The following is an 18,035-nucleotide window of genomic DNA, read 5'->3' on the forward strand; positions in this document are numbered from 1 at the left end:
AAGCGCGAATCGTAACACGGTACGTTGTCAACAGTGTTGACAACGCGGTACGGGCGCGCTTCAATTCGAACCCTGGGACGTGGGTCACACCCCGATCCACGGCCAGGAGCCCGCATCCGGCGCCACGCCGCCCGCCGGACGTACGTCTCGGCACAAGTTCCGGACCACGAGGTCCGCACCCCGCCCCAGGAAGGGGCTGCGCGCATGACTCACCACGACGCATCGACGACCGTGTTCCGCAACGGCCGGGTGTTCACCGCCGACGCCGCCCGGAGCTGGGCCGCCGCGGTCGCCGTCGAGAACGGCCGGATCGTGGCCGTCGGCGGGGACGACGCGGTGGCAGACCACCTGTCCCGGGCCGACGAGGTCGTCGATCTCGACGGACGCACGCTGCTGCCCGGCTTCGTGGACGCCCACGCCCACCCCGTCAACGGCGGGCTGGAACGGGCGCGCTGCGATCTCACCGGGGCCCGCTCGGCGGCCGCGTGCCGGGAGATCATCGCCTCCTACGCCCGCTGCCACCCGGACCGGCCCTGGATCCTCGGCGGCGGCTGGTCGATGGACTCGTTCCCCGGCGGCAGGCCGGACCGGCGGCTCCTCGACGAGCTGGTCCCCGGCCGGCCGGTCTTCCTGCCGAACCGGGATCACCATTCCGCCTGGGTGAACACCGCGGCGCTGGACCGGGCAGGGATCGGCCCGGACACGCCGAACCCGGCGGACGGCCGGATCGAGCGTGACGCCGACGGCGTCCCGACCGGCCTGCTCCACGAAGGCGCGATGGACCTGATCGCGCCCTTCCTGCCCGAAGACACCCAGGAGGAGTACGACGAGGGACTGCGGGAAGCCCAGCGGTACCTGCATTCCCTCGGCATCGTGGGCTGGCAGGACGCCCTCGTCCGGGTCGACGGCCCCTCGGGCAAGCCGTCGGTGCACGACGCCTACCTGCGCGCACAGCGGGAAGGGTGGCTGACCGCCCGGGTGTCCGGGGCGCTGTGGTGGGACCGGGCCTGCGCGATCGGGGAAATCGAGGCACAGGTGGCCCGGTTGACCGAGATCCGCAAGGACGCCGAGGCCGAAGGCGACCGGTACCGGGTGCACAGCGTCAAGGTGATGCAGGACGGTGTGATCGAGACGTTCACCGCCGCCATGCTGGAGCCCTACCTCGACCGCTGCGGCCACGCCACCGGCAACCACGGGATCAGCTTCCTCGACCCGGAAACCCTGTGCCGCGCCACCGTTGCCCTGGATGCGGCCGGCTTCGACGTCCACTTCCACGCCCTCGGCGACCGGGCGGTGCGCGACGTCCTCGACGCGATCGCGCAAGCGCGGACGGCCAACGGCTTCTCCGCCGGGCGGCACATGCTCGCCCATCTGGAGGTGGTCCGGCGGGAGGACATCGCCCGCTTCCGGCAGCTGGGCGCGGCGGCCAACCTGCAGGCGCTGTGGGCCCGTCACGAACCGCAGATGGACAAACTCACCATCCCGTTCCTCGGCTCGCGGCGAACGGCCCGGCTGTACCCGTTCGGGGAGCTGCACCGCGACGGCGCCACCCTCGTCATGGGGAGTGACTGGCCGGTCAGCAGCCCGGATCCGATCGCCGGCATCCACGTGGCGGTCAACCGGATCCTCGACGACGCCCCGGCCGGAACCGATCCGCTGGCCCCCCGGCAGAGCCTCTCGCTGCCGGTCGCGGTCGCCGCCTACACCGCCGGGTCGGCCTGGGCCAACCGGGTCGAGCACCTCTCCGGCACCATCCGGCCGGGCATGCGGGGCGACCTCGTCGTCCTCGACCGGGACCTCTTCGACGGCCCGCCGATGCACATCGCCCGGGCACGGGTCGCCCGCACCTACGTGGACGGCCGGCTCGTCCACCAATCCGACTGATCCCCCGAAAAACAGCCCCGGCACACGAAGAGGTACTCATGAACCAGCACCGCCCCGCGCGGCTGGCCGGCACCTGCCTCGCCGGCACCGCCCTGCTCGCCCTGACCGCCTGCAGCGGTTCCGGCTCCCCGGCCTCGGGCGGCGCGGTCTCCGCGATCGCCGCCGGCCAGGCCTCCACCGGGACCGCGACCAAGGACGTCGACACGATCACCTGGTCCGGGGACTACCGCCCGCTGCTCTCCCTCGATCCGGTGAAAGTGGAGGACTATCCGGAAGAGACAGCAATTCCGAACATCTGCGAACCGCTGATCCGGGTCGCGCCCGACTACTCCCGCTCCCCCGGCCTGGCCGAGTCGTACACCTTCGCCGACCCGACGACCCTGGTGCTCAAGCTGCGCCAGGGCGTGAAGTTCTCCGACGGCGCGCCGATGACCGCCGAAGACGCCGCCTACAGCCTCAACCGCAACCTCGACGACAAGGTCGCCTCCAACTACCGCAACAACTTCGCCAAGGTCAAGTCCATCTCCGCCACCGATCCCGCCACGGTGACGATCGCGTTCACCCAGCCGTCGCCGACGTTCCTCGACACCCTGTCCACTTTGGCCGGTGCGGTGGTCGAGAAGAAGTTCGCCGAAGCCAAGAAGGAGGCGTTCGGCAGTCCGGACGCCGGGGTGGTCTGCACCGGCCCGTACAAGTTCACCTCGTACGACGGGTCCACCAAGCTCGTGCTGACCCGTAACGACGACTACTGGGACACCGCGCACAAGGCGCACGCGAAAACGTTCAACTTCGTTTATGCCGCGGACGATTCGGCGCTGGTCAACGGCCTGACCTCGGGGCAGATCCAGGGCGCGTTCAACCTGCCGAGCAACCTGCTCGACCAGCTGCGCCCGGCCACCACCGGACAGGTGTACGTGGGCGAGGAAGGGTCCACCCCGGTGAACCTGGACCTGCTGATGTCGAAGAACACGGGCCCGGGGGCCGACCCGCGGGTCCGGCAGGCGCTCTCCGGCGTCATCGACCGGGAGGCGATCGCGAAAACCATCTTCAAGGGTGTGTCGGACCCGCTGTACAAGATCGTCGGGCCCGGCCTGTGGGGTTATGCGAAGGACGCCTTCAAGGCGGCGTACCAGCAGCAAGTCAAGAAGCCGGACGTGGCCGCCGCGAAGACGTTGGTGCAGCAGGCGAACGCCACCGGCGCCACCCTCACCCTCGGGTACCCGTCGGGCAACCCGCAGCTGGTCCAGCTGGCGACGGTGCTCCAGCAGGAGGCCGCCCAGATCGGGATCACCTTCAACCTGGTCGGTGTGCCCAACCAGCAGTACGGGTCGATGTTCGTCGACCCCGGCGCCCGGGCCCCGTTCGACCTGTTCCTCACCCTGAACTACGTCGAGCTGCCCGAGCCGGCGAACATGGACCAGCTCTCCGGCGGCACCGGCGGCGCGACGAACTTCAGCGGCTACAGCAATCCTGACGTCGACAAGGCCTTGGACCAGGCCGCCCAGACCGCCGACCCGGCCGCGCGTGCCAAGCTCGTCCTCGATGCCGAGACCCACCTCGCGGCCGATCTCCCGTCGATCCCGATCGTCACGCCGCGCGCCATCGTCTTCCAGAGCAACCAGCTCACCGGCGCCCCGCTCACTTTCTCCTACATGACCTCCCCCTGGGCCGCCGCCGTCGGCGGCAAGTAGGCCCCGGAAAACCAGGAGGTGAAATGCTCAGGTTCACGCTGAAACGGCTGGCCGGGCTGGTGGTCACGCTGTTCGTCACGAGCTTCGTCATCTACTCCAGCATCTACGTCTCCCCCGGAAGCCCGGAGTCGGTCATGTTCGGCTCCCGGACCCCGACCCCGGAGACCCGCGCGGCCATCCGCCACCACCTGGGCCTGGACCAGCCGTTCCTCACCCGGTACGCGCGCTGGCTCTCCGACGTGCTGCACGGCGACCTCGGCACGTCGATCGTGTCCCAGCAGCGGGTGACCTCGCTGCTGGCGCACCCGCTGGCCGTCACCTCCGCGCTGGTCTCTTACGCGGCCGTCCTCATCGTCGTCGCCGGGGTCGGGCTCGGGTTGCTGTCGGCGTTGCGGCCCGGCCCGGTGGACGCGCTGGTCGGCTTCGGCGTCTCCGTCGCGACGGCGATCCCCGCCTTCGTGGCCTCCGGCGTCACCGTCTCGGTGTTCGCGGTCGGCCTCGGCTGGTTCCCCAGCTACGGCCTGGCCGACGGCGCCGGCGGCTGGCTGCGCGGCCTCACCCTCCCCGCGGTGAGCCTCGCGGTCATCGCCAGCGGCCTGCTCGCCCGCATCACCCGGGCCGGCGCCCGGGAACAGCTGGCGGCCGACCACGTCCAGACGGCGATCGCCCGGGGACTGTCCCGGCCCCGGCTGATCCGCGGCCACGTGCTGCGCAACACCGCCGGACCGATCATCTCGGTGACGGGCCTGCAGATCGCCGGGCTGCTGGCCGGCGCCGTCGTCGTCGAGCAGGCCTTCGGTCTCGGCGGGGTCGGGCAGGTGCTGCTGAACGCCGTGCAGCAGAAGGACTTCGCGGTGGTCCAGGCGACCTGCCTGCTCCTGGTCGCCGCCTTCGTCCTGATCAACTTCGTCGCCGATCTCCTGGTCGCGCGGCTCGACCCGCGGCTGCGCCGGGCGGTGGTCGCATGAGCGCCCCCGCTGTCACGCTGCCGACCACCGAGGTCGCCGCTACTGGGCGCCGGAAGTCTCTGCGCCTCGGCTTCACGGGCTGGCTCGCCCTCGCGGTCGTCGTGACCGTCGCCCTGGTGGCGTTGTTCGCGCCGCTGCTGGCCCCCGCCGACCCCGATCACGGCGACCTGCTGGCCGCGTTCGCCCCGCCGAGCGGCGCGCACTGGCTGGGCACGGACGCGACCGGCCGGGACATCGCCTCCCGCCTGATCTTCGGGGCGCGGACCAGCCTGCTCGGGCCGGCCGTCATCGTGCTGCTGTCCCTGCTGGTCGGGATCCCGCTGGCGCTGGCGGCCGCCTGGCACGGTGGCGCCGTCGCCTGGCTGATCACGCGGGTGCTCGACATCGTCTTCGCGATCCCCGGGCTGCTGCTGGCCATCCTCACCATCGCCCTGTTCGGGCCCGGGCTCTGGCCGGCCGCGCTGTCGCTGACCATCGCCTACCTGCCTTACGTCGCCCGGCTGACGACGACCGCGGCGGACCACGAGCGGCACCTGCCCTACGTCCACGCGCTCACCATCCAGGGGCAGTCCGTGGTGAAGATCGCCGGCCGGCACCTGCTCCCCAACCTCGCCCCGGTGATCATCGGGCAGGCCACGATCACGTTCGCCTACGCCCTCATCGACCTGGCCTCGCTGTCGTTCCTCGGCCTCGCCGTGCAGGCTCCGACGGCGGACTGGGGTGTCATGCTCAGCGACCGCGACGCGATCCTCCAAGGTCACCCCGGGCAGGTGATCGCCGCCGGCACCCTGGTCGTGGCCACGGTGCTCAGCCTGTTCGTCCTCGGCTCACGCCTGTCCGGCGAGAGCGTCCGCCCCCGCCGGAAACGGCTCCTCTCGGCAGGTGCGCGATGACCGAACCGCTGCTGTGCTTGGAAGACCTGCGCCTGGACATCCTCGGCGACGACGGCACCGACCGGCCGATCCTGCACGGCATCGACCTGGCGGTCCGGCCCGGCGAGGCGGTCGGGATCGTCGGCGAATCCGGGTCGGGCAAGTCGATGACGCTGCGCAGCATCGCCCGCCTGACCCCGCCCGCGGCCCACGTCACCGGCGAGGTCCGCGTCGGCGGGAAGGACGTGAACCGGCTGCGCGGCAAGGACTTGCGCCGCTACCGGCAGACCGAGGTCGGGTACGTGTTCCAGGACCCGCGGGCCGCGATCAACCCGATGCACACCGTCGGGGACTTCCTGCTCGAACCGGCCCGCGACCGCGGCGAGAACCTCGCCGCCGCCACCACCGCCGCGGTCGAAATGCTCGGCCGGATGGGCATTCCCGACCCGCAGCGACGGCTGCGGCAGTACCCGTTCGAGCTGTCCGGCGGGCTGCTGCAACGGGTGATGATCGCCTCGGTGCTGCTCACCGGGCCGACACTGCTGCTCGCCGACGAGCCGACGACCGCGCTCGACGTCACCACCCAGGCCGACGTGCTGGCGCTGACCGACCGGCTGTGCCGGGAGCGCGGCATCGCGATGCTGTTCGTGACCCACGATCTCGACCTGGCGATGGCCGTCTGCGGCCGGATCGTCGTGCTCTACGCCGGGCAGGTGCTCGAAGTCGCCGACAGCGCGACGATCCGGCAGGCACCGCGGCACCCGTACACCCGGGGGCTGCTGGCGTCCCGGCCCCCGGTCGACGTCCGGCTGCCCCGGATCCCGGTCATCCCCGGCGCGCCGGTCTCCGCCGCCGACGCCGGCCCCGGCTGCCCCTTCGCCACGCGCTGCCCGGCCGCGCTGCCGGTCTGCGGCACGGCGTTCCCGGAGCGGACGACCCATTCCGGTGGCACGGTCGCCTGCCACCGCGCCGACGAGATCGCCGCGGGAACGCTCGACTCCGTATTGGCTTCCGTGGGTGGTGAGCGGTCATGAACGGCGATCCGGTGATCCGGGTGAACAACCTGGTCAAGCGCTACGGCCACGGCGAGGCGGCGCACACCGCCGTCGACGACGTGTCCTTCACGCTGCTGCCGGGCCGGACCCTGGCCCTCGTGGGCGAGTCCGGAGCCGGGAAGTCCACCATCGGCGCGATGCTGACCGGCCTGCACGCGGCCACCTCCGGCACCGTCGAGGTGTGCGGTGAGGACCGCACCCGGCCGGCCCGCTCGACCCGGGCCCGCCGGCACCGCGGCTCACAGCTCCAGCTCATCGCGCAGGACCCGTTCACCTCCCTCGACCCCCGGCAGACCATCGGCGACGCCGTCGCCGAAGCCCTCGCTCTGCACACCCGGCTCGACCGCGCCCACCGCCGACGGCGGGTCCTGGAGCTCCTGGACGCCGTCGGGCTGGCTGCCCGGCACGCCACGGTCACGCCCCGTTCGTTGTCCGGCGGACAACGGCAGCGCGTCGCGATCGCGCGGGCGCTCGCCGCCGAGCCCCCGGTGCTCGTCCTCGACGAAGCGGTGTCGGCGCTGGACGTGTCCGTGCAGGCCCAGGTGCTCAACCTGCTCAACGACCTGCAGGCGCAGACGGGCACGGCCTACGTGTTCATCACCCACGACCTCGCCGTGGTCCGCCAGATCGCGCACGACGTGATCGTGCTGCGGCACGGGCGGATCACCGAACAGGGCAGTGTCGACGACATCCTCGGCCGGCCACGCGAGGACTACACCAAGCTTTTGCTGGCCTCCACCCCACGTCCCGGCTGGGTTCCGGCCGGCGGCGAACACTCTTGAGCGAGAACCGAGATGAACCGCCAAACCGCCGAGCTGGTCCGGGCGTTGACCGGACTCGAGAAGCAGCTCCCGAAATTCATCACCGAACTGCTCTCCGGGCGCTTGTCCGTGGAACGCCAGCACGAGTTCGCCGGGTTGGTCGCCGAACTGGCCGGGCAGCTCCACGCGCACGCCGACGCCCGCACCCACGGCGACGTCCGGCTGCCCCGCGTGGAGGTGCTGCGGCCGCCGTCCTAGCGTGTCACAGCGCCGACATCACGGACTCCGGAGAGCCACCGTATAACTCGGTGTCCACTCCTCAGGGGGAGCCTCAGGGGCACCTCAGTCGGCGCGAGGGTCGTCTTGTCGTACGGTCTACGTGGTGACGTTGGTGGTCACGTCACCACCGGCGAATTCGCCGACCGCACCGCTCTCCGCCCTGACCGGTGTGAAGGACCGGGCAGTGGCCACGAGGAAGAGGACCAGCAAGGCCGGGGCGGCGTAGGCGAGGCGGAACTGTCCGGCGGAGCCGAGGACTCCGCTGACGGCTCCGCCCGCGATGACGCCGAAGTAGTTGAAGAGGTTCAGGCGGGCGAGGATCGCTTCGGCGGCGTCCGGCTGGAGGCGGCCCGCGGAGGCGAGGCACAACGGTGCGAACGCCGAGACGCCCAACCCGGTCAGGCCCGCGGCCGCGGCGGCGATCGGCCAGGTGGGCGCGAACGCGAGGCCCGCTGCCGCGGCGGCGGTGAGTGCGGCGGCCCAGCAGACCACCGCGACCGGTCCGATCCGGCGGACCAGGCGATCGGCGCCGGCCCGCCCGAGCACCGTGCCCGCCTGGTAGGCGGCATAGGCCAGTGGAGCCGCGGCCAGTGATGCGGCCAGCGTCTCGTGGAGATAGGCGGTCGACCAGGTCGACACGCTGGAATCGATGACGTAGGCAACCAGCAGGACAATGCCGAAAGGCACCAGCCTGCCCCAGATCCTCGTGCCGACCGCGGCGGGTGCCCGCCCGGGCGTGGTGCCGGGCAGCCGGTGCGAGCGGATGCCCAGCGCCAGTACGACGACGACCGCGGCCTGGATCACCAGGGTGTCCGCGACGGGCCAGTTCAGCCGGCTGGTGCCGGCGGTCAGGAGTGCCGCGGCGACGCCGGCGCAGCTCCACACCGCGTAGAAGGACGCGAAGATACTGTGTCCGTAGTGGCGCTCGACCGCCGCCGCCCGCGTGTTGGCGGAGACGTCGATGCCGCCGACCGACAGTCCGAAAAGGACGTACGCCGCGACGAGGACGGTCGTGTCCGGAGCCCAGGCGATGCCCAGCAGCGCGGCCGCCACGGCCAGGACGCAGCTCCGCATCGCGGCGACCGGCCCCAGGCGGCGGACGGTGGCCATACCCAGGAAACTGCCCGCGCCGGCGGCGAGCGCGACGGCGAGGAGGATCGCGGTGGTGGCCAGGGCGGGCAGGCCGAAACGCTCTTGGACGGCCGGGATCGTGGTCGACACCGCCGCCACCGCGGTGCCCTGGGCCGCGAAGACGAGGGCGGTGACCCGGCGGGCTCCGGCCTTGCTCTCCGCTGGATCTTGACCGGACAGGGTCATGGCGCGTCCTCGTTCTCGTGGTGCTGCAGGGGACTGAGCGGCAACCGTAAGAAGACCGCGAACGCGGCGCGTAGGGCGCCGTCGGCCGGATTGCGGACCTTCGCGGCCACCCGGGGTCGCGTGGCCGCTGGAGTCCCCTCTGTGGCCGCGAGAACCCGTTACCTCCCGCCATCGCCTCCTTACTGTCGTCTCACACCCACGAAGGAGCGAAAAGGAGGTGGGCCGGTGACGAACCCGACCTACGACACCTGCGTCATCGGGGCAGGACCGGCCGGGCTGGCGGTGGCCAGGGCGCTGGCGGAGCGGAACCTGCCGTACACGCACATCGAGCGCCACAGCGGCGTCGGTGGCCTGTGGGACATCGACAATCCCGGCAGCCCGATGTACGAGTCGGCCCACTTCATCTCCAGCAGGACGCTGTCCGGATTCGGCGGCTGGCCGATGCCCGATCACTTCGCCGATTACCCGCCGCGACAGCAGATCCTCACGTATCTGCGCTCCTTCGCCGACGCCTACGGGCTCACCGACCGGATCGAGTTCGGTACCGGGGTCGAGTCCGTGGCGAAGAACGCGGACGACACCTGGACGATCACCCGGGACGACGGCCGAGAGAGCGTGCACGGGCAGGTCGTCGTCTGCACCGGCGCGCAGTGGCACCCCAACGTTCCCGAGCTGCCCGGCGAATTCGCCGGGGAGATCCGGCACACCGTCTCCTACCGCAGCGCCGACGAGCTGCGCGGCAAGCGGGTGCTGGTCGTGGGTGCGGGCAACTCGGGCTGCGACATCGCCTGCGACGCGGCCCGCTCGGCCGACCACGCCGTGATCAGCATGCGCCGCGGCTACTGGTTCATCCCCAAGCACGTGTTCGGCCGGCCGGTGGACACGCTGGCGCACAGCGGACCCAAGCTGCCGATGTGGCTCGAACAGCGCGTCTTCGGGCTCCTGCTGCGCATCCTCAACGGGGACCCGCGACGGCTCGGGCTGCCGAAGCCGGACCACAAGCTGTTCGAGACGCACCCGGCGGTCAATTCGCTGCTGATCCACCACCTGCAGCACGGAGACATCACCGCGAAGCCGGGGATCGCCCGCACCGAAGGCAACACGGTGTTCTTCACCGACGGCACCAGCGACGACTTCGACCTCATCCTGCTGGCCACCGGGTATGTCCACAAGGTACCGGTGGCGCAGAAGTACTTCGGCGACGAGCAGCATCCCGACCTCTACCTGTCGGCGTTTTCGCGTGAGCACCGCGGGCTGTTCGGCGTCGGCTTCGTGGAAACCAACTCCGGCGCCTACCAGCTCTTCGACGCGCAGGCCCAGCTGATCGCCGGATTCGTCGACGACGACCGCCGCGGCCGGCCGGCCGCCGCCCGGTTCGGCGAGCTGATCCGCACCGACCGGCCGGACCTGTCCGGCGGGCTGAAGTTCGTCGACTCACCCCGGCACACCGGGTACGTCGACAGCGGCGCGTTCGTCGAGTACCTGGGAAAGGTCGCCGCCCGGATGGGCTGGCCCACCCAGGGGCGGGCACCTTCGGCCCAGCCGACGCCGGTGGTCGTGCCATGAGCTATCCATTGCGCGGCAAGGTGATCTTGGTGACTGGCGGGGCCGGCGGCATCGGCAGCGCCCTGTGCCACCGCTTCGCCGCCGGGGGCGCCGTGTGCCTCGTCGCCGACATCGACACGGCCCGCGCCGAGCGGGTCACCGCCGCGCTGCCCGGCTCCGGGCACACCGGAATCGGCTGCGACCTGCTGGACCGGGCGGCGGTGGAGAGACTGTTCGACCGGGTCTCGGCCGCGCACGGCCGGCTGGACGTCCTCGTCAACAACGTGGGCATGACCAGTGCCGAACGGTTCGACGTGCGCAGCGTCGAGAGCATCCGGCGCGAGATCGAGCTGAACCTGCTGTCCCCGCTGATCACGACGAGGATCGCGATTCCGCTGCTGCGGGCCGCAGCCGACCCCCGGGTGGTCACCACGGTCTCGCTGGGCGGCATCTTCCCGCTCGGGGAAACCCCGATCTACACCGCCTCGAAGTTCGGCTTGCGCGGCGCCATGCTGTCGATCGCCCTCGACCTCCGGGACAAGGGCATCCTCGCGGGATCGGTACTGCCGTCCGCGACCGACACCCCGATGCTGCGCCAGGAGGCGGTGGACGGCGGCAACGCCCTGCAGTTCCAGGACCCGCCCCAACAGCCAGCCGACGTCGTGGCAGCGGCGCTGCGGCTGCTGGACCGGCCGAGGCTCGAGGTCTATCCGAAACCGAGCGAGTCCTACCTGGTGCGCCTGGCGATGCTGGCGCCGAATCTGCTGCCGCGGCTCATCCCGCTGTTCCGCAAGAAGGGCGAGCGGGGCATGGCCCGGTATCTGGAAGAGCTGCGCGGCCGGGGACTGGCCCGCCGCGACGGCGGGCGCTGGGAACTCGTGGCGGAAGCGTGAATCTGCGTGTCGTCAATCCGGCCACCGGCGAACAGGTCGCGACCGTCCCCGTGTTCGACGCGGAGCAGGTCGCGGCGGCGACCCGGCGAGCCGAGGAGGTGTTCGTCTCCGGCACCTGGTCCCGGCGTGCGCCGAGGGACCGGGCCGCGGTCCTGCTGCGGCTGGCCGGGCTGATGGAACGCGATGCCGAGCTGCTGGCCCGGCTCGACTGCGAGGACGGCGGCAAGCCGATCACCGAATGCCGCGACGGCGACGTCCCCGGCGCGATCGAGTCGATCCGGTGGTTCGCCGAAGCGGCGGACAAGCTGTTCGGCCGGATCGCCCCGACCGGGCCCGAGCACCTCGGCCTCGTCTGCCGTGAGCCGGTGGGCGTCGGGGCGGCCATCCTGCCGTGGAACTACCCGCTGGCCATGGCCGCTTGGAAGGTCGGCCCGGCCCTGGCCGCGGGCAACAGCTTGCTGCTGAAACCAGCCGAGGCGACGCCTCGCTCCACGCTGCACCTCGCCCGGCTCGCGGCCGAGGCCGGCCTGCCCGACGGGGTGCTCACCGTGCTGACCGGTCCCGGGCCGGTCACCGGCACCGCCCTGGCCCGTGACCCGCGCGTCGGCGCGCTGTCCTTCACCGGGTCCACGGCGGTGGGGCGGCGCATCCTGGCGGACGCCGCCGAGACCAACTTCAAGCGAGTTTCCCTGGAGATGGGTGGCAAGAGCCCGCAGATCCTGCTGGCCGACGCGCTGGGCTTCGGCGACGAACTCGTCGAGAACATGATCGAGGCGGCGTTCTTGACGATGGGCCAGAACTGCACAGCGGGCTCGCGCGTGCTGGTCCACCAGGACATCGCGGAGGAGGTGCTCGCCCGGTTTCTGGCCGCGGCCGCGAAGCTGCCGATCGGCGATCCCGCGGATCCCGGAACCCGGATCGGCCCGCTGATCAGCCCGGCTGCCCGGGATCGGGTCGCCGCGGCGGTCGACGCGGCCCGCTCGGCCGGAGCCCGCGTGCACGCACCGGACCTGCCCGGCGGCCTGGACCCGCACGGCGCCTACTACCCGCCGACCGTCCTCACCGAGGTCCCGGCCGGCGAAGTGGTGCTGACCGAGGAACTGTTCGGTCCCGTGGTCTCCGTGCAAGTCTTCGCCACCGAGGCAGAGGCAATCGGCCTGGCCAACGCCGGCCCATACGGACTGGCGGCGTCGGTCTGGACGCGGGACCTCGACGCGGCGGTGCGCCTGGCCCGGGGCATCGAGGCCGGCGTGGTGTCCGTCAACGCCTACAGCGAGGGCGACCTCACCGCGCCCTTCGGCGGCTGGAAACAGTCCGGATTCGGGGGCGCGGAGAAGTCAACGACGGCGTTCGACCAGTGGACCAGGGAGAAAACGGTCTGGATCCGGACCCGCTAGCCGAGGCGGTCGCGCAGCTCGAGCGGCCCGATGCCGTGCCAGCGCCGCACCGCCCGCCGCAGCGCCCGCTCGTCGGAGAACCCGGCCTGGTGAGCGATGTCGCGCAGGGTGTGCTCGGGCCGGCGGAGCAGCAGCTCGACCCGCTCCCGCCGGACGCCGTCCACCAGCTGTTCGTAGGTGGTGCCGCACTCGGCCAGCCGACGGCGCAACGTCCGTTCGCTGGCCGAGTGCCGGCGGGCCTGCTCGGCGAAGGTCGGGACCGTCGGCAACGCCTGCGCGATCGAGATCTCCAGCAGCTCCAGCAGCTCCTGACGGCCCCGGGGTTCCGCTAGCTCGCCGTCCAGGAGCTGGAGCGTCGAGGTATGAGCGACAGGATCGCGGCCCGGCAGGGCGGTGCGCACCGAGGCCGGTTCGAGGACAAGGCGGTTGTGCGCCGCCCCGAAGACCACAGGGCAGCAGAACAGCTCGTCGAACGGCCCGCCATCGCGGGGAGCAGCGAAGGCGAACTCGACCCGGCCGGGCGTGAACTGCGCGCCAACCGCGAGCCGGATGAGCGCGACGGCGCTGGCGAAAGCCTCTTCGACCAGGAAAACCGCCACGGCCGGGTACAGCGCCGGATCCGGCAGCGCCACCCGGACCACGAACCCGTCCGGCTCCCACCCGGCCGACCAGACGAGCATCGCCCCCGACAGATTCTGGTACTTCACGCCGGTCGTGATCGCATGCTCCAGCGTGTCGCTGGCCATCAGCGCGAAGCCGAGCAGACCCCAGGTGGTGGGGTGCTGCACAGCGCCCACCCGCAGGCCCAGGTGCTCGTCCCCGGTCAGCGCCAGAGTCCGCTCGATCACCGCCGCGCCCTGCCGGTAGGAGACCCGCAAGGCGGGCGAGGACAGCAGGGACTCGTCCAAGCCCACGCTCGCGAACAGCGGGTGCAGGTCGACACCGTCCTGGCCGGCGGTGACGGCGAGGGCGCGCAGGATGTTCGGCGGCACAGTGGCCGAAGTACTGCGACTGCTACCCGCGAACTCCGCCGCGACCGGGGTGTCGGACATCGCATCTTCTCCACTGTGCGAAGCAACTCGCTCCCCCGGCGATCCCATCTCGCGATCGCTCGTGCTGCGTACCGCTGTCCATTGCATCACGACGGAGCGATCGGCACCGCATCCGGTCTCGAGGACGCTGCCGGCGAAGGCAGCGGTCGGACCTTGCGTCAGTACTGGAGGGGCCGGCCTCCGGACCAACCGAACCATCGATCGATCGCCACGTGGACCGTCACCAGCGGATTCTCCCTGGCGGGGTAGTCCTTGCCGAGGAAGTGCCGGGAGAGCCGATCGATGTCGGCGAGTCCCTCGTCAGGCTTGATCGACACGACGTGGCCCTGGACGGAAACATGCGTGCCGAAATCGTCCGCCGCAAGCACGGTCAGCGACACGTGACCGTTGTTCTGCAGGTGCTTCAGGCGCGCCCGGTCGGCGTTCATGCACAGCATGAGAAGTCCGTCATCCTCGATGAGGTACCAGGTCGCCACCGACACGGGGCGACCAGTCGACGTGACCGTCGCCATGACGGCCGGGTTGGGCTTGCGAAGAAAAGCCAGGGCAGCTTCTGGCAACGGAGCATCAGACACGAGTCCATTGTGCCAGGACCCGGGTCCCGGGACACGGCACCATCCGCCAGATCACACCGAAGACGGACCACCGGAAGCAGGGCCGGCGACGTCACTGCGACCCCCGGCCCCGCCAGGCTAAACTGACACTCGTAAGGTGATAACTGTCAGGTTAGAACATCGCGAACGCTCCGACCGCACGAACTGCAGGAGACGTCCATGACCGGGACCATCTCCGAGGAGACCGGTGACCCGTTGTTCTTCCCCGCTCCACGGCGTTGCCCGTTCAGCGCACCGGCGGAGTACACGGAGTTCCGTGACACCGGTGAGCCGGAGGGTGTCCGGCTCACCCGAGCAGCCGACGCCGGCCGTGATCCGGCGTTCCACGGGTGCCTGCCCGGTTGGCCGGTGTCAGTGGGCGGCGGCCGGAATCGGCTTGCCGAGCATGGTGCAGACCGCGGCGTCGACCACTTTCTGGTCCGCTGCGCCCAGTTCGGGGGCGTGTAGTGCGAACAGCGTCGTGGTGACCACGCTGACCGAGCGGGTGCCGGTCGGGTCGGTGTAGTTCTGGCTGGAGTAGCCGGCGACTCCCCCGGTGTGGCCCCACACCGGGCCGCACGGGCTGTGGTACTCCTCGATGCCGAGTCCGTACCGTGCGCTGTTCGGGTCGTCCGGCGTCTCGACCACGGCCTTCTTCATCTCCGCGAGCTGTGCGGGTCGCAGCAGCTTCCCGGACGCCAGCGCGCGCAGGAACTTCTGCTCGTCGGCCGGTGTGGACACGATGGCTCCGGCCGCCCACGCCCAGCCCGGGCTGATCGAGGTCACCAGCACGTGGTCGCCGCGTGCCGGGCCGGCGAACGAGGTGCCCGCGGGGGCGCCCGGCGGCAGCAGCGGCGCCAGGTGTTCGGCGTCAGGCTCGTAGGCGTCGGCCAACTCGTCGCCGTCGCGGGATTCGCCGTTGCCGGGCAGGTAGGTGTCGCGCAGGCCGAGCGGTTCGATGATGCGCCGCTGCAAGAGAGTGGCGAACTTCCGGCCGCTCGCCTTCTCCAGCACCAGGCCGAGCGCGATGTAGTTGGTGTTGCTGTACTCGTAGCGGGCGCCCGGCGTGAAGACCGGCGGGTACTGCGCCGCGACTGCCAGCAACTGCGTCGGCGTCACCGGCGACGGGTCCGCGCCGATCACGTGGGCGAGGGCGCCGGGGTCCTTGATGTAGTCGAACAGGCCGCTGGTGTGGTTCAGCAGCATCCTGAGCGTGATGTTCCGCCCGTCCGGCACCAGGCCCGGCAGCCATTTCTCCACCGAGTCGTCCAGCGACAGCCTGTGCTCGGCGACCAGCTGCAGGACCAGCACACCGACCATGGTCTTGGTGTTCGATCCCATCCGGAACTGGTCGTCGGCGGAGAGCTTGTGGTCGCGCCTGGTCCATCCGGCCTGCCGGGCGATCGAGATCGGCTTCCCGCTGCCGTCGTCGACCCGCACCACCACGCCGGGTGCGCCGGCGTCGATGTCCTGCTGCATCAACGCGGCCAGCTTCGTCGCCGCGGAGTTGTTCGTGGCGGCTTCACCCGGTACGGCACCGACGGTGAGGGCGAGCGCGGCCAGCGCCGCGGTTACGGCCATTCCGGTGTAGCGGGTGTTTCGGTGGCCCATGATGTCCTCCTTGGCTTGTTTCCCTTGTGGCTTGGGAACTATTCAGCCAGGACGGCGGCCGGGGATCGTCACTCGTTGTCGGTCTGTTTTCCCGGTGGGCGTCATTCCAAGGGATGACAGTCAGGTCAGGGTGCGGCGGGCGAGCACGGCGGCCTGCGCGCGGCTCTGACAGCCGGTCTTCGTGAGCATGCGGCTGACGTGCGTCTTCACCGTGTGCAGGCTGACCACGAGGTGGTCGGCGATCTCCGCGTTGGACAGCCCTTCGCCCACCAGACGCAGCACGTCCCGCTCCCGGGGGGTGAGGTCGGCCAGCCGGGCCAGCTCGCCGTCGTCCGGCCGCACCCGGGTGGCGAGATGGCTTTCGATGATCCGGTGGGTGACCGCGGGGCTCAACGTGCGGTGCCCGGCTGCCGCGGCCCGCACCGCCGCGGTCAGTTCTTCGTAGGAGCTGTTCTTCAACAGGAAACCCGCCGCACCGGCCGCGAGCGCCTGGTCGACGTACTCGTCGAGATCGAACGTGGTCAGCATGAGCGCCTGGGTGCGACCGGGCCCCAGCAGCCCGCGCCTGCCGAGTTCGGCCAGCGCCCACAGGCCGTCCCGGCGCGGCATCCGGATGTCCAGCATCACCACGTCGGGCTTGCACCGGCCGCACACCTCGACGGCTTGTTCACCGTCACCGGCCGTGCCGGCCACGGTGATGCCGTCCTGGCTGCCCAGGATCGCGGCGAGACCGTCACGAATGATCCGCTCGTCGTCCACGACGACCACGGTGATCGGCTCAGACACCGGCGGCGGCCGGCGACATCGTGCGGAGCGGCAACGTGGCAACCACTGCGAAACCGCCGTCGACGCCCGGTCCGGCACACAGGTCGCCGCCCAGCGCCGCCACCCGCTCACGCATGCTGACCAGCCCGAGACCGGTCCCCAAACCGGCCGTGCCGGACTCGGCGGGCGCCGCGTTGACCACCTCGCACCGCAGTCGCCCGGCCTCCTCGGCAATGGTGACGCGGATCGGCGCCCCCGGCGAGTGACGGCGGGCGTTGGTCAGCGACTCCTGCACGATGCGGTAGACGGTGAGCTGCAGCGGCCGGGGCAGCGCATCCGCGTCGACGTCGATCCGCGCGTCCATCCGCGCACCGGCGGCCCGGCTGCGGTCCAGCAGCTCGGGCAGGTCGCCGAGCCCCGGCATCGGTCCCAGCGGCACCGCGTCGTCGGGACCGCGCAGTACCCGCAGCAGATCCCGCAACTCGCCGCCGGCCTGCCGGCCCGCGCCGGCGAGCCCGTCGATCTGGGCACGCGCCCACGCCGGCAGTTCACCGCCCCGGGCGCGCAGGGTTTCCGCCTGCACCACCAACAAGGTGAGGGAATGCGCGACGACGTCGTGCATCTCCCGGGCGATCCGCACGCGTTCCTGTTGGGCAGCCTGCTGCTCACGCAGTTGTTGTTCGCGCAACACGTCCTCGACCCGCTGCTCGGTCGCGGCGAGGTTCGCCCGGTGGCCGCGGGCGGCAAACCCGATGGCCCAGGCCAACGGCATCGGCACCAGCACGGCGAGCACGTCCGAATCGCCCTGGTAGTTCGCCGAGACGGTGGTCAGGTGGTTGATCCACACGCCGGCGGCGACCACCGCGCCACCGCCCAGCGCGGCCAGCCCGGTCCGCGTCCAGCTCGCGCAGTAGCTGCCCACACCGTGGAGGGCGACGGCGAGGGACAGGAAAACCAGCGGGGACAGCTTCGCGTCCCCGGCCGCTCCGGCGACGAGGGCGGCCACGAGCGTCGTGATGATCACCAGGAACCCGGCCACCGGCACCGTGCGTCGCACCAGCAGCGCAACCGCGGCGACCACCTCGAAGCCGACGAGCAACCACCACGCCCGCGCCGAGTCGTCCGTACTCGGCTGCATCAGCAACGCCGGGCACACCGTCAGCGCGACGAGCCCGGCGTCGATGTGCCACGGACGCCTGCCCGAAGACGACCAGCCGCGATCCTCCGTCATCCCTCCGACCCTAACGGCGTGCACACCGGTGTTCGTCACTCCAAAGAACGAGATTGCCCGACCGACCCCGGTGATGAGGTTCGGGTCAGTCCCGTGCAGGCGGTGTGGAATCGTCGAGGTA

Annotated in this window: 16 protein-coding genes; 10 read left to right on the plus strand and 6 right to left on the minus strand. The window is 71.2% G+C overall.

Features of this window, described 5'->3' with window-relative positions:
* The first annotated feature begins 204 nt into the window (after positions 1-204).
* From ACWED2_RS12735 to ACWED2_RS12765, 7 genes are read left to right on the plus strand one after another with little or no spacing between them, the layout of a single operon-like run.
* Positions 205-1,884 carry an amidohydrolase gene (locus tag ACWED2_RS12735; RefSeq protein WP_449690587.1) on the plus strand — a complete coding sequence of 560 codons (1,680 nt, stop codon included), beginning with the start codon at positions 205-207 and terminating at the stop codon, positions 1,882-1,884.
* A 38-nt stretch (positions 1,885-1,922) separates the two neighbouring features.
* On the plus strand, positions 1,923-3,575 hold the full coding sequence (locus tag ACWED2_RS12740) for an ABC transporter substrate-binding protein (RefSeq protein WP_449690588.1): 1,653 nt from the start codon (positions 1,923-1,925) through the stop codon (positions 3,573-3,575).
* A 23-nt stretch (positions 3,576-3,598) separates the two neighbouring features.
* On the plus strand, positions 3,599-4,543 hold the full coding sequence (locus tag ACWED2_RS12745) for an ABC transporter permease (RefSeq protein WP_449690589.1): 945 nt from the start codon (positions 3,599-3,601) through the stop codon (positions 4,541-4,543).
* Positions 4,540-5,436, plus strand: a complete 897-nt coding sequence (locus ACWED2_RS12750) for an ABC transporter permease (protein WP_449690590.1) — start codon at positions 4,540-4,542, stop codon at positions 5,434-5,436. The genes ACWED2_RS12745 and ACWED2_RS12750 overlap by 4 nt, the downstream gene beginning before the upstream one ends.
* Entirely contained in the window at positions 5,433-6,449 is a 1,017-nt protein-coding gene (locus tag ACWED2_RS12755) for an ABC transporter ATP-binding protein (RefSeq protein ID WP_449690591.1), read from the plus strand. The genes ACWED2_RS12750 and ACWED2_RS12755 overlap by 4 nt, the downstream gene beginning before the upstream one ends.
* Complete coding sequence (locus tag ACWED2_RS12760) at positions 6,446-7,252, plus strand: ABC transporter ATP-binding protein (RefSeq protein ID WP_449690592.1); 807 nt, start codon at positions 6,446-6,448, stop codon at positions 7,250-7,252. Before ACWED2_RS12755 ends, ACWED2_RS12760 begins: the two co-directional genes overlap by 4 nt.
* 12 nt (positions 7,253-7,264) lie before the next feature.
* Positions 7,265-7,489, plus strand: a complete 225-nt coding sequence (locus ACWED2_RS12765) for a hypothetical protein (RefSeq protein ID WP_449690593.1) — start codon at positions 7,265-7,267, stop codon at positions 7,487-7,489.
* A gap of 117 nt (positions 7,490-7,606) precedes the next feature.
* Here the strand turns inward: ACWED2_RS12765 and ACWED2_RS12770 are convergent, their stop codons facing one another.
* Complete coding sequence (locus ACWED2_RS12770) at positions 7,607-8,827, minus strand: MFS transporter (protein ID WP_449690594.1); 1,221 nt, start codon at positions 8,825-8,827, stop codon at positions 7,607-7,609.
* A 225-nt stretch (positions 8,828-9,052) separates the two neighbouring features.
* Here ACWED2_RS12770 and ACWED2_RS12775 point away from each other — a divergent pair, with 225 nt between their 5' ends.
* Genes ACWED2_RS12775 through ACWED2_RS12785 form a run of 3 tightly spaced genes read left to right on the plus strand, consistent with a single transcriptional unit; the run spans position 9,053 to position 12,662 of the window.
* Positions 9,053-10,393: a flavin-containing monooxygenase gene (locus ACWED2_RS12775; RefSeq protein ID WP_449690595.1), complete on the plus strand. Its 1,341-nt coding sequence runs from the start codon at positions 9,053-9,055 to the stop codon at positions 10,391-10,393.
* Positions 10,390-11,265: an SDR family NAD(P)-dependent oxidoreductase gene (locus ACWED2_RS12780; RefSeq protein WP_449690596.1), complete on the plus strand. Its 876-nt coding sequence runs from the start codon at positions 10,390-10,392 to the stop codon at positions 11,263-11,265. Before ACWED2_RS12775 ends, ACWED2_RS12780 begins: the two co-directional genes overlap by 4 nt.
* The gene (locus ACWED2_RS12785; RefSeq protein ID WP_449690597.1) at positions 11,262-12,662 is read left to right on the plus strand and encodes an aldehyde dehydrogenase family protein; all 1,401 of its coding nucleotides are present in this window, start codon (positions 11,262-11,264) and stop codon (positions 12,660-12,662) included. Before ACWED2_RS12780 ends, ACWED2_RS12785 begins: the two co-directional genes overlap by 4 nt.
* Here ACWED2_RS12785 and ACWED2_RS12790 read toward each other — a convergent pair.
* The 5 genes from ACWED2_RS12790 to ACWED2_RS12810 form a co-directional block, all read right to left on the minus strand.
* On the minus strand, positions 12,659-13,714 hold the full coding sequence (locus ACWED2_RS12790) for an AraC family transcriptional regulator (RefSeq protein WP_449690598.1): 1,056 nt from the start codon (positions 13,712-13,714) through the stop codon (positions 12,659-12,661). The genes ACWED2_RS12785 and ACWED2_RS12790 overlap by 4 nt on opposite strands.
* A 158-nt stretch (positions 13,715-13,872) precedes the next feature.
* A complete protein-coding gene (locus tag ACWED2_RS12795; RefSeq protein ID WP_361103034.1) occupies positions 13,873-14,289 on the minus strand; it encodes a pyridoxamine 5'-phosphate oxidase family protein in 417 nt (138 codons plus the stop codon).
* Positions 14,290-14,679: 390 nt separating this feature from the next.
* Positions 14,680-15,918 carry a serine hydrolase domain-containing protein gene (locus ACWED2_RS12800; RefSeq protein WP_449690599.1) on the minus strand — a complete coding sequence of 413 codons (1,239 nt, stop codon included), beginning with the start codon at positions 15,916-15,918 and terminating at the stop codon, positions 14,680-14,682.
* Between the two features lie 120 nt (positions 15,919-16,038).
* The gene (locus ACWED2_RS12805) at positions 16,039-16,704 is read right to left on the minus strand and encodes a response regulator transcription factor (protein WP_449690600.1); all 666 of its coding nucleotides are present in this window, start codon (positions 16,702-16,704) and stop codon (positions 16,039-16,041) included.
* Positions 16,697-17,914: a sensor histidine kinase gene (locus tag ACWED2_RS12810; protein WP_449690601.1), complete on the minus strand. Its 1,218-nt coding sequence runs from the start codon at positions 17,912-17,914 to the stop codon at positions 16,697-16,699. Before ACWED2_RS12810 ends, ACWED2_RS12805 begins: the two co-directional genes overlap by 8 nt.
* Positions 17,915-18,035: the final 121 nt, after the last annotated feature.

The sequence above is a fragment of the Amycolatopsis sp. NPDC005003 genome (assembly GCF_053600695.1).

What these genes read in the sequence shown, in the direction of transcription:
- ACWED2_RS12735 (WP_449690587.1), top strand. Translation starts at nt 205, where the DNA reads ATGACTCACCACGACGCATCGACGACCGTGTTCCGCAACGGCCGGGTG.
- ACWED2_RS12740 (WP_449690588.1), top strand. Translation starts at nt 1,923, where the DNA reads ATGAACCAGCACCGCCCCGCGCGGCTGGCCGGCACCTGCCTCGCCGGC.
- ACWED2_RS12745 (WP_449690589.1), top strand. Translation starts at nt 3,599, where the DNA reads ATGCTCAGGTTCACGCTGAAACGGCTGGCCGGGCTGGTGGTCACGCTG.
- ACWED2_RS12750 (WP_449690590.1), top strand. Translation starts at nt 4,540, where the DNA reads ATGAGCGCCCCCGCTGTCACGCTGCCGACCACCGAGGTCGCCGCTACT.
- ACWED2_RS12755 (WP_449690591.1), top strand. Translation starts at nt 5,433, where the DNA reads ATGACCGAACCGCTGCTGTGCTTGGAAGACCTGCGCCTGGACATCCTC.
- ACWED2_RS12760 (WP_449690592.1), top strand. Translation starts at nt 6,446, where the DNA reads ATGAACGGCGATCCGGTGATCCGGGTGAACAACCTGGTCAAGCGCTAC.
- ACWED2_RS12765 (WP_449690593.1), top strand. Translation starts at nt 7,265, where the DNA reads ATGAACCGCCAAACCGCCGAGCTGGTCCGGGCGTTGACCGGACTCGAG.
- ACWED2_RS12770 (WP_449690594.1), bottom strand. Translation starts at nt 8,827, where the DNA reads ATGACCCTGTCCGGTCAAGATCCAGCGGAGAGCAAGGCCGGAGCCCGC.
- ACWED2_RS12780 (WP_449690596.1), top strand. Translation starts at nt 10,390, where the DNA reads ATGAGCTATCCATTGCGCGGCAAGGTGATCTTGGTGACTGGCGGGGCC.
- ACWED2_RS12790 (WP_449690598.1), bottom strand. Translation starts at nt 13,714, where the DNA reads ATGTCCGACACCCCGGTCGCGGCGGAGTTCGCGGGTAGCAGTCGCAGT.
- ACWED2_RS12800 (WP_449690599.1), bottom strand. Translation starts at nt 15,918, where the DNA reads ATGGGCCACCGAAACACCCGCTACACCGGAATGGCCGTAACCGCGGCG.
- ACWED2_RS12810 (WP_449690601.1), bottom strand. Translation starts at nt 17,914, where the DNA reads ATGACGGAGGATCGCGGCTGGTCGTCTTCGGGCAGGCGTCCGTGGCAC.